Genomic DNA, 10,047 nt, shown 5'->3' with positions numbered 1-10,047 from the left:
TCAATCGATGCCAATTAATATATTATGGGGTATTAATCTTCCTTTCGAAAGGCTATCTCCCAGATAAAGGTAGGTTGCACACGTGTTCCGCACCCGTGCGCCGCTCTCATTCCAGTGTAGCAAGCTACACCAAAAATCCCGCTCGGCTTGCATGTGTTAGGCCTCCCGCTAGCGTTCATCCTGAGCCAGGATCAAACTCTCCATTGTATGTTTGTCCGAACTCACTCAAAGTCTTTGACTTCGCTTTGGTCTTTTCCTTACTTGGTTGTTATATCTTATTTCAATGATCTCTTCTCTTTTCGCTTTAATCTTTAATAACTTTCATTATTTCCGATTTGCGAGTGCAAAAGTAATACTTATTTTTGAACTGACAAAATATTTTTTGAAAAAATTTAAACTTTTTTTCGTAAGCTTAATCTCAAAATCAATCCTATCAACCTACCCTTCTGCGCTTCCCGCGTCGATCGCTCAAACACGGTTCACAAAGATAAAAAGTATTTTTAAATTGACAAAATATTTTTTTCGTTTTTTTTTCTAAAACTCCAACTTTATCAATCCGTATCTCCTGCTCCCCTCATTTGGGACTGCAAAAATACAACTTTTTTATTTCTTCACAATACCCTAAACCTTTTTTTTAACCCCATAAAACCCAACTAACTGATTTACAAGAAGATTTTTTTTCAAACAAATCCAAAAACAAGAAAAACACCGTAATCCCAATACGTATACCATTATATATATAATGTATAAACGCATAAACTCACGCCAAAAACAAATAACCCCAACAAAATGTCGGGGTCCTAAAACTTAGCCAAGCCAAATCAAAAAACTAAGCGTCGAAAGCTTCTATAATTTTGGAAAAATCCTCCAGCTTCAATGCAGCTCCTCCAATCAATCCGCCATCAATATCCGGTTGCGAAAAAATCTCCTTCGCATTATCCGGCTTTACCGACCCCCCATAAAGAATCGAAACCTCATCAGCAACCGCTTGCCCATATTTAGAAGCAATAAGCCCCCGTATATGCTGGTGAATCTCCTGCGCCTGCGCTGGCGTAGCCGTCTCCCCCGTACCAATCGCCCAAACCGGCTCGTAAGCAATCACCACTTTCTTGATTTCTTCCGCCGATAACGTAAACAAAGCCACCTCCGTTTGATTCTTCACGACCTCCAAGTGCTGCCCCGCCTTTCTTTGCTCCAAGGTTTCCCCGTTGCAATAAATCGGAACAAGCCCCTTATCCAATGCCATCTTAACTTTACGATTGCAATGCGAATCCGTCTCCCCATGGTACTGACGCCGCTCCGAATGCCCAATGATACAGCCTTGAGCCCCCACCGACTTCACCATATCCACTGAAATCTCTCCGGTGTATGCCCCGCTTTCGTGCTCGCTAACATCCTGAGTGTACACCCCAAGTGCAGACCCCTTCGCTTCTTCCACCGCCGAAACCGTATATAAAGACGGCGGCGCAATGTACACCTCGCAATGCACAGAGTGGGTATCCACGTACGTTCTTAACTGATTAACCAACGCCTTGGCCGACTGGAAATCCTTATTCATTTTCCAATTGCCCGCTACAATTTTCTTTCTCATACCGTTTATTTTTTTGGACGAAGCCTCACTCCGTCATTTCACAATAATATATAATGTTATTTATTTAAACCTTCCAACTTAAGCATAAAAGCATAAACCAAAGCCAAATCCTTCAGATAATCGAAACGCCCCGACGCACCGCCATGCCCGTAAGCCATATCGGTTTTCATCAATACCACATTATTCCCCTGCTTCATATCCCTGAGCCTCGCCGTCCATTTCGCCGGTTCAAAATACTGAACCTGAGAATCATGAAGCCCCGTTGTAATCAAAAGATTCGGGTAAGGCTTACGTTCCACATTTTCATAAGGCGAATACGATTTCATATAATAATAAGCGGCTTTATCGTTAGGATTCCCCCACTCGTCGTACTCGTTAGTGGTCAACGGAATCGTTTCGTCCAACATCGTATTGACCACGTCCACAAAAGGAACCTGAGCCACCATCCCCTTCCAAAGTTCCGGAGCCATGTTCGCCACCGCCCCCATCAAAAGCCCTCCGGCTGACCCTCCCTGAGCGTACAAATGCTCGGGAGAAGTATAGTTCTGCGCCACCAAATAATTCCCGCAAGCAATAAAATCCGTGAACGTATTGATTTTCTTCATCATTTTCCCCTCTTCATACCACTTCCGCCCCATTTCCTGACCGCCGCGGATATGAGCAATCGCAAAGGCAAACCCACGATCCAACAAAGACAACCGGTGAACATTAAACGAAGCATTCATCGAATTTCCGTAAGAGCCATAAGCATAAAGCAGCAAAGGACGCTTGCCATTCTTCTCAAAATCCTTTCGGTAAACCAAGGAAATAGGAATCCGCGTTCCGTCCTTGGCCGTAGCAAACAGGCGTTCCGTCACATAATCCTCCTTACGATAGCCACCCAAAACTTCGGTTTGCTTAAGCAGCACCCGCCGTCCCGTAGTCAAGTCTTGCTCGTACTGCGACATCGGCGTAATCATCGAAGTGTATCCAAAACGAAATTTAGCCGTATCATACTCCGGATTATCCATCGGGTAAACGGTATAAGTCGGCTCATCGAACGCTAAAAGCTCTTTCCGCCCCGTTTTCCGATGCATTACAACCAGCTGAGTGAGACCGTTTTCCCTTTCCCTAAAAATCAAAAAATCCTTAAACGCTTCCACCCCCTCAAGCAAAACCGTCTCCCGATGAGCCACAAAATCCCGCCAATACCCCACACCTGTCTTAGTCAAAGGGGTTTCCATCACCTTGAAATTGAGCGCGTCTTTGTTGGTTCGAATCAAAAAACGATCTTCCAATGCCACAACATCATAAATAACGTTTTTCATTCTGGGCTGAAAAACTTTAAACGCCTCCATCGGTTTATCCGCCGAAAGGTACCACACCTCCGAAGACGTCGTGGAAGAAGATTCGATAAAAATATAGTTCTTGTTTTTAGACTTATACTGCCCAATGTAATTGGTCTTGTCCTTTTCCTCATAAACCACCACATCCTCGGAAGAATCCGTACCAATAACATGACGCATAATTTTCTCCGAAAGCAGCGTTACGGGGTTATTCGACGTGTAAAAAATCGTCCGGTTATCGTTCGCCCAAGTGGCATGCCCCGATGTTCCCGAAATATTAAGATCCGTCACCTTACCGGTCCTCAAATCCTTCAAAAAAAGCTTATACTGCCTGCGGGAAACCTCATCCACCCCAAAAATCAGCTTTTGGTTATCCGGACTTACGCTAAAGCCCCCCACCGAATAATAGGGTTTGCCTTCCGCCATCTGATCCACGTCCAAAAGAATTTCTTCCTCAGCCTGAAGGCTGCCTTTCTTCCGAGCATACTTATAGTACTGTTTCCCCTCCTCGGTACGGGTATAATAATAATAGCCGTCCTTAAACACCGGAACCGACTCGTCCTTTTCCTTAATTCGAGCCTTCATCTCCCGAAAAAGCTCTTCCCTGAGAGGCTCGGTATCCTTCATCATCGCCTCCAAATAACGGTTTTCCGCCGCAAGATAATCCACCACCTTGGACGAATCTTTCCCTTTCTTAAAATAATCGTTCAACCAATAGTAAGGGTCTTCCACCGTATCTCCGTGGATCGTACGACTATACGGTTTTTTTTCGGCGACAGGTGGGGCAATTTCCGGCCAGTGTTGTGCAGACATCATCGTAACAGAACAAAAAAAAGAAGCAATAATCGTAGACTTCATTTTATATTTTTTTAACAAAGCCCTAATCCAGCTTCCAAATATTTTTTAAGAGTTTATAAAATCGGTGCTCGTCCTCACTCACTTCACTATCAGCCTTAATAAGCGATTTGGCAAATTTGGCAAACTTCACCCTTTCTTTCTCGGTCGAATCATCGAAAAAACACCGCGCGTGAAACTCAAAGTGATCCTTCCAGTCCTCAGGTTGCAACGTGGCAATCACTTCCAACTCGTTATCCAAATTCATCCGGAAAGGAAACTCCTCCGATAAATATTCTTGTATTTTTAGCCCTTCCTCAGGAGCAAACTCGTTATCCACCGCCGAAAGAATCATCAGCAAATGATAACCCGCAATCGATTTATTGGATTTTTGTATCATCGTCCTAAATTTTTATTTTTACCGTTTACAGCCGTCGATCGGCCTTTTCAAATTTAACAAAATTATTTCACAAAATCCGACAAAGATTTCTTCTCCACAATCACGCCTTTAGCCAAAACCAAAACAAAAGGATTACTCCGAGCAATCGTTTTAATCGCAGTGGCATCCATTAAAAAAGTTTCCACCGAAGGAAATGCTCCCGTTTCCGTGGAAACCCCGTAAACCAAAGGGTATTGCAAAACAATCCGCCCCACCGCTTCAAGCGATTCGGAAGCCATAGCCGAAGGACGATAAGAAAACAAAAGCACCACCCGATCGGCCTTCAGAATCTCCTGCGTACGATCGTTACCCAAAGCATCCTCAAGGCGAAACTTGGAAATCTCAGAAGAATACCCCTGCCGAACCAACAGCGTAACCGTACGATCTTTCTGTATTTGCCACGGAGAACCTTCCGCCCAAAACGTCCGATCCAAAACATATTCGTCCTGATTGACTTCCCGCTCCTCACCCGTTTTCTGATTTTTCAAAAGATAAAAAGTCGCATACTGGTTGGGATTCTCTACCATCTTTCGCTTTTCGGAGTTTAAATCCACGCCAACCTTATAATCGCGAAAATCCACCAAAGGCTCATGCCAGATCCCTCGGTAAACCACCCAAGCCAAAACCGTTACCCCCAAAATGAAAAACCCAATCCGCCATCCAAAACCCCGCCCCCGAGCACTCTCTCGAAAACTTCTCCACAACACCAAAAGCCCCGCAAGCAAAACCACATCCTTCCAAAAGCTCTGCCAGGGCGTAAGCTTAAGCGCATCCCCAAAGCAACCGCAATCCGTAACCACATTATAATAAGCCGAATAAAACGTAAGGAAGGCAAAAAACAAACACAACGCAATCAAAAACAAAAGCACCCTCCGCACCTGCAAGGTCAGAAGCAGAAACAAGCCCGCCAATACCTCGGCCACAGAAACCGCCACAGCCAAAGGCAAAGCATACCGCTCCAAAAAAGGACTATCAAAAACCGTGGGCGAAAAATATTCCTCCAGCTTAAACGAAAACCCCACCGGATCCACCGCTTTCACCAGTCCTGACCCAATAAACACCAAGGCCACCAACCCTCTCAAAACCACTTTAAATCCCTTCATGAAATAAAATTTTAAACGCCATCAAGCCTTTGGGGCTGACGACGTCTTTTTTTCTTCTGCCAGCTTAATGAGACAAAATACCGCGTAGTTAAGCATATCGAAATAATTAGCATCCAACCCTTCGGAAACCAACGTCCGCCCCTGATTATCCTCAATCTGCTTGGTGCGAAGCACCTTTTGGTAGATTAAATCCGTAATGGAGGAAATTCTCATCTCCCGCCAAGCCTCGCCATAATCGTGATTTTTAGCTTCCATCAACCGCTTTGCCTCCTGCGTATAATGGTCGTAGAGCATCATAATCTCGCCCGGATTGGCATTCAATTCTTCCGCCAAGCCCCTCTCCAGCTGAATCAGCGCAATGACGGCGTAATTAACCATAGCCACAAACCCTTCTTCCTCGCTTTCTTCCACCATCATCTGATCCGTCATCTGCAAGTTGCGAACCCTCTTAACTTTAATGTAAATCTGATCCGTAATGGAACTCGCCCTAAGCACCCGCCAAGCCGCTCCGTAATCTTGCAGCTTCTTAGAAAACAATTGGCGGCACGCCTCAATAACCTCGTCGTATTGCAATGCAGTTGTTGTCATAAAAATCCTTTGCGCTACCAAAGGTAAGGAAAAACATCCTAAAAATAAAGCCCGCAGGCCAACCGCCCTCGCCATCAAATTATTATTTTTGCAAATCTAAAATTGCACCATGCTCCAAAACCAAACGTTCAGTCTCAATTGCAACGGGCGACTCGTCGAACTCTCCGCTCCGAAAATTATGGGCATCCTAAACCTCACCCCCGACTCCTTCTCGGACGGTGGGCGATTCAACAACGAAAAAGCCGCCTTAGCACAAACCGAAAAAATGATTGCCGAAGGGGCCGATATCATCGACATCGGACCTCAATCCACACGCCCGGGAGCCCAATACCTCTCCGCCGATCAGGAAATTGAACGTTTGGGTTCCCTAATCCGAACCCTGAAAACCCATTTTCCTCAAACCTTGATTTCCATCGACACCTTTTGGGGAAAAACCGTGGCTTTCGCCCACGACCAAGGAGCCGACATCGTTAACGATATTTCCGCAGGACAGTTTGACCCCGAGCTCATCCCTCAAGTGATCCAAAGCGGACTGCCTTACATTCTCATGCACAGCAATGCCTCCCACCAAACCATGCACCACCAAATAAAATACGAAGCCATTGCCCTTAGCGTCAACCGCTTTCTGCTTGACAAGGCCTCCGAACTTTTGAAATTAGGACTTAAAGATTTGATTTTAGACCCAGGGTTCGGATTCGGAAAAACCATCGAAGACCAATACACCCTCTTGGAAAACACCCGCCAAATCGGATGGGGACGCTTTCCCGTTCTGATCGGAATTTCCCGAAAATCCTTCATCTACAAGCCCCTGAACAAAACCCCTAACGATATCGTGGAAGAAACCCAAAAATTACACCTCAAAGCCCTTTCCCAAGGAGCCAAAATCCTCCGCGTACACGACGTAAAAGAAACCAAAGCCACCATCAACTACTGGAAAACCACCTTGCAATCCCAATAAAACCATCCCTCATGAAATCCCTCCAAGAAACCTACGATTACCTTAAACAATTCCTAACCGAAGAGCGTCTGGCCAAAATCGAACACTACGCCAAAGAAAGCTCCGATTTTGTCCTTCCCGTTATGGAAGACGTGTACCAGTTCCGAAATGCCGCCGCCATCATCCGCTCCGTGGAAGCCTGCGGTTTTCACAAAGTGGTGGCCATGGAAGCCCGAAACGTATTCGAACCCAACCTTACAGTAACCAAAGGCGCCGACACATGGGTGGATGTCGAAAAAATGAAGCACCAAATCGAATCCCTCCAAAAACTGAAAGACCGCGGTTACCGATTGGTAGCCGTTTCCCCCGAAAAAGAAGCCACCTCACTTCCTGATTTCAGCATCCATCAACCTACGGCTCTAATCTTCGGAACGGAGTGGCATGGCGTTTCGGACGATTTCCTAAATTTTGTGGACGAAACCTTAGCCATCCCCATGTACGGCCTTACCCAAAGTTTCAATGTCTCCGTTGCGGCCGCACTATGCTGCTACGACCTGAAGCAAAAACTCATCCGCTCCGGAATTCCCTATAAACTCTCCCCCGAAAAACAACTTCCTCTAAAAATCCGCTGGGCCGTAAACTCCATCCGAAGTGGCGAAGAAATATACCGAAGATACTTAGAGCTTCCCAACCCTTAATCCCTCTACTACAAAAGCCGTTGTACAAATAAAAAAAAATTATTAACTTGCCAAAAATTCTGAAAAAGGATGAATGGAAAAGTAAAACTGAAACTCAATCAAAAATCGTCCATAAGAAATAATATTTACGAAATTTTTATCGACGGAAATTTCATCGGGAATATAGACTACAAAAATCCCAAATTAGATTATATAACCCGCCTTGGAAATCATAAAATTCTTGTAAAAGAAAAAGACTTTGAAAAAGAACTGAATTTCAATTTAGGTTCAGGAAAAAGAGTTTTGCCGATTGAAATTAATGAAAATTTATTTTGGACAAAGCAATCCTCAGGATTACCCCAAATAGTGAAGGGATTTGTCGTTGGTTTTTTACTGGTTTACGCCTCGATAATCACGTACCTGCTATACACTCAGGAAATTGAATTCAAATATTTTTTACTTATTCCTTTTTTCTTGTTATCCTTCATCAACTGGGCTTTAAGAAACAACCCGAAATTTCAACTTAACATTAAATAAAAGAGTTAAAAATCAGCAAATTGCTAATAACAGAGGCTTTTAGCATTCACCCTGGCCGGTTTTTAAGTGGAATGTTAATTTGACGCTTATTTATTCCAACCTTGAGAAAACAAATATTTTTTCTTCACTAAAATCAGTTTTAAAAAACACTGCACATAACCGCGCTTTTAGCGATACGGAGTCTCCGATTTTCCAAACGAGGTTGCTCTTGGGGGAGAATCGTGATTCCGATTTTTGTTTCGGCTTGATTCTTTTTACACTTTCCTTATCTTTGCCTTATGCAAAATTATTTAGAATTCGATTTTAAAATCACTCCACTTCAACCGTGGAATGAAATAATGATGGCCGAGCTTATCGAAATTGGTTTCGATAGTTTTACCGAAGAACACGACGGTATTTTGGCCTATATCCCTAAAGAACGATTCAACGAGGAGGAACTCAAAAACCTTTGGCTTCTAAAAACCGAAGAGGTCCAGATAAGTTATTCGTATCAGGAAATGCCCAACATCAACTGGAACGAAGAATGGGAAAAAAACTTCAACCCAATCAACGTGGAAGACAAGGTACTGATCCGTGCGGAATTCCATCCGCCCAACCCCCAACTCCACGAAATCATCATCCAGCCCAAAATGTCTTTCGGAACGGGCCACCACCCCACCACGCACCTAATGATCCAACAAATGATGGAAATGGATTTTCAGAATCAAACCGTCTTGGATATGGGCTGCGGCACCTCCGTACTGGCCATTTATGCCAAACAAAAAGGTGCCAAACGCGTGGTCGCCATTGACATCGACGAGTGGTCGGTGGAAAATTCGGTGGAAAACGCCCAACGAAACCAGGTTGAATTGGAGATCGCCCAAGGCACCGCAGAAAGTTTAGGACACGAAAATTTCGATATTATTTTAGCCAATATTAACCGTAACATTTTGATTTCGGACATCCCCACGTATGTTTCGGTACTGAACGAAGGCGGACAGCTTCTTCTTTCCGGGTTATGCTTTTTCGATGTCGACGATATTTTGGACGTGTGCAACGCCCACGGTCTCCGCTTGGAAAAACGCCAACAACGTGAAGAATGGATGAGCCTTTTATTGACAAAAACCCAATCTTAAATCTCCGAAAAAATGAAAAACAACCGCTGGATTTTCATCTTACTCGCCTTTCTTCCCCTGTTTTTAGGCGCACAGGAAGAAGACTATGCAAGCAGTGTTTTCTATTTTGAAAAAGGATCGAAGCAAAAGGTCTTTTCGGATCGTACAAAAGTGCGAACCGCACCTAACCTCACCGCTGCCGTATTGGATTCGTTGGCTTCGGGGCAAGAGATTGAAATCGTTAAAAACACCGAAATCGTCACCACCTTAGGCAAGCGATCCTCGTACTGGTATCAGATAAAGTACGGCGAAAAAACCGGCTACATGTGGGGCGGAAACATCAGTTTAGGATACCGCACAAGGGACGGATGGCTCTTTCTGTTCGGGATAGGCCAATCCGAAAACCGGGTTTTACCTTCCGGAGAGAAAAGCAAAGTAAACCTCGGGAGCATAAAGGTTTTGGAAAACAATCGGCTTTTGGACGAGGCTTTTTTCGACATCGACAGCAAGGAGAGCATGGCTTCCGCAACCTTTACCGCAAATAAAAGCCCCTTCTTGGATGGAGTGGACTATATCCTTTCGGCCAGTGTAGGCGGCGAAGCCTGCGGAGTCCCAACCCTGACCCAACCCTTATTGTTTGCCAACCGAAAATTAATCAAGCTTCCACTCCTGCTCTCCGTATCGGATGCCGGCGTGTATTACCACTCCGAAGAGCTCATCTTCCCCCAAAACGCCAAATCGCGCAACCTTCTTATTTTCAAATTAGAAGAAGGCGAATCCGAAGATGAAGACGCTCCGCTGAAAGTCACCAAAAAAGAGCAAAAAATTTACCTTTGGAACGGGACGGATTTATCCTTAAAAAAATAAAAAAATGGCGGTATTGAAAAACCGCCATTTTTTATAATCTATTACCTATTGGTTC

The 10,047-nt window shown here is 44.5% G+C and carries 10 protein-coding genes and 1 rRNA gene; 5 read left to right on the top strand and 6 right to left on the bottom strand.

Annotated elements, in window-relative coordinates; translation table 11 throughout:
- The 6 genes from VQ048_RS09565 to VQ048_RS09540 form a co-directional block, all read right to left on the bottom strand.
- Window positions 1-207: ribosomal RNA gene (locus VQ048_RS09565) — 16S ribosomal RNA — on the bottom strand; the annotation flags it as partial.
- A 622-nt stretch (window positions 208-829) separates the two neighbouring features.
- The gene (gene tpiA / locus VQ048_RS09560; RefSeq protein ID WP_327611469.1) at window positions 830-1,591 is read right to left on the bottom strand and encodes a triose-phosphate isomerase; all 762 of its coding nucleotides are present in this window, start codon (window positions 1,589-1,591) and stop codon (window positions 830-832) included.
- Between the two features lie 56 nt (window positions 1,592-1,647).
- On the bottom strand, window positions 1,648-3,774 hold the full coding sequence (locus VQ048_RS09555) for a S9 family peptidase (RefSeq protein ID WP_327611468.1): 2,127 nt from the start codon (window positions 3,772-3,774) through the stop codon (window positions 1,648-1,650).
- A gap of 22 nt (window positions 3,775-3,796) precedes the next feature.
- Window positions 3,797-4,147 carry a tellurite resistance TerB family protein gene (locus VQ048_RS09550; RefSeq protein WP_327611474.1) on the bottom strand — a complete coding sequence of 117 codons (351 nt, stop codon included), beginning with the start codon at window positions 4,145-4,147 and terminating at the stop codon, window positions 3,797-3,799.
- 65 nt (window positions 4,148-4,212) lie between these two features.
- Window positions 4,213-5,292 (bottom strand): BT_3928 family protein, encoded by a 1,080-nt coding sequence (locus VQ048_RS09545; protein WP_327611467.1) that lies wholly within the window; start codon window positions 5,290-5,292, stop codon window positions 4,213-4,215.
- Window positions 5,293-5,313: 21 nt separating this feature from the next.
- Window positions 5,314-5,880 carry a DUF1599 domain-containing protein gene (locus VQ048_RS09540; protein WP_327611466.1) on the bottom strand — a complete coding sequence of 189 codons (567 nt, stop codon included), beginning with the start codon at window positions 5,878-5,880 and terminating at the stop codon, window positions 5,314-5,316.
- Window positions 5,881-5,989: 109 nt separating this feature from the next.
- On the opposite strand from VQ048_RS09540, the gene folP reads away from it, so the two are divergent.
- The 5 genes from folP to VQ048_RS09515 all read left to right on the top strand — a co-directional run bounded on the left by folP (window position 5,990) and on the right by VQ048_RS09515 (window position 9,992).
- Window positions 5,990-6,838 carry a dihydropteroate synthase gene (gene folP, locus VQ048_RS09535; RefSeq protein WP_327611465.1) on the top strand — a complete coding sequence of 283 codons (849 nt, stop codon included), beginning with the start codon at window positions 5,990-5,992 and terminating at the stop codon, window positions 6,836-6,838.
- Between the two features lie 11 nt (window positions 6,839-6,849).
- Window positions 6,850-7,515, top strand: a complete 666-nt coding sequence (locus VQ048_RS09530; RefSeq protein ID WP_327611464.1) for a TrmH family RNA methyltransferase — start codon at window positions 6,850-6,852, stop codon at window positions 7,513-7,515.
- A gap of 69 nt (window positions 7,516-7,584) precedes the next feature.
- A complete protein-coding gene (locus tag VQ048_RS09525) occupies window positions 7,585-8,031 on the top strand; it encodes a hypothetical protein (RefSeq protein ID WP_327611463.1) in 447 nt (148 codons plus the stop codon).
- A 278-nt stretch (window positions 8,032-8,309) separates the two neighbouring features.
- Window positions 8,310-9,146: a 50S ribosomal protein L11 methyltransferase gene (prmA, locus tag VQ048_RS09520; protein ID WP_327611462.1), complete on the top strand. Its 837-nt coding sequence runs from the start codon at window positions 8,310-8,312 to the stop codon at window positions 9,144-9,146.
- A gap of 12 nt (window positions 9,147-9,158) precedes the next feature.
- Window positions 9,159-9,992 carry an SH3 domain-containing protein gene (locus VQ048_RS09515; protein WP_327611461.1) on the top strand — a complete coding sequence of 278 codons (834 nt, stop codon included), beginning with the start codon at window positions 9,159-9,161 and terminating at the stop codon, window positions 9,990-9,992.
- Window positions 9,993-10,047: the final 55 nt, after the last annotated feature.

Origin of the sequence: Bergeyella anatis (assembly GCF_036016955.1) — a bacterium.
Taxonomy (GTDB): domain Bacteria; phylum Bacteroidota; class Bacteroidia; order Flavobacteriales; family Weeksellaceae; genus JAYWXI01.
This window is presented reverse-complemented; position numbering and strand designations above follow the sequence as displayed.

Coding starts and splice junctions, on each gene's coding strand:
- tpiA (WP_327611469.1), bottom strand. CDS start 1,591: ATGAGAAAGAAAATTGTAGCGGGCAATTGGAAAATGAATAAGGATTTC.
- VQ048_RS09555 (WP_327611468.1), bottom strand. CDS start 3,774: ATGAAGTCTACGATTATTGCTTCTTTTTTTTGTTCTGTTACGATGATG.
- VQ048_RS09545 (WP_327611467.1), bottom strand. CDS start 5,292: ATGAAGGGATTTAAAGTGGTTTTGAGAGGGTTGGTGGCCTTGGTGTTT.
- VQ048_RS09540 (WP_327611466.1), bottom strand. CDS start 5,880: ATGACAACAACTGCATTGCAATACGACGAGGTTATTGAGGCGTGCCGC.
- folP (WP_327611465.1), top strand. CDS start 5,990: ATGCTCCAAAACCAAACGTTCAGTCTCAATTGCAACGGGCGACTCGTC.
- VQ048_RS09530 (WP_327611464.1), top strand. CDS start 6,850: ATGAAATCCCTCCAAGAAACCTACGATTACCTTAAACAATTCCTAACC.
- VQ048_RS09525 (WP_327611463.1), top strand. CDS start 7,585: ATGAATGGAAAAGTAAAACTGAAACTCAATCAAAAATCGTCCATAAGA.
- prmA (WP_327611462.1), top strand. CDS start 8,310: ATGCAAAATTATTTAGAATTCGATTTTAAAATCACTCCACTTCAACCG.
- VQ048_RS09515 (WP_327611461.1), top strand. CDS start 9,159: ATGAAAAACAACCGCTGGATTTTCATCTTACTCGCCTTTCTTCCCCTG.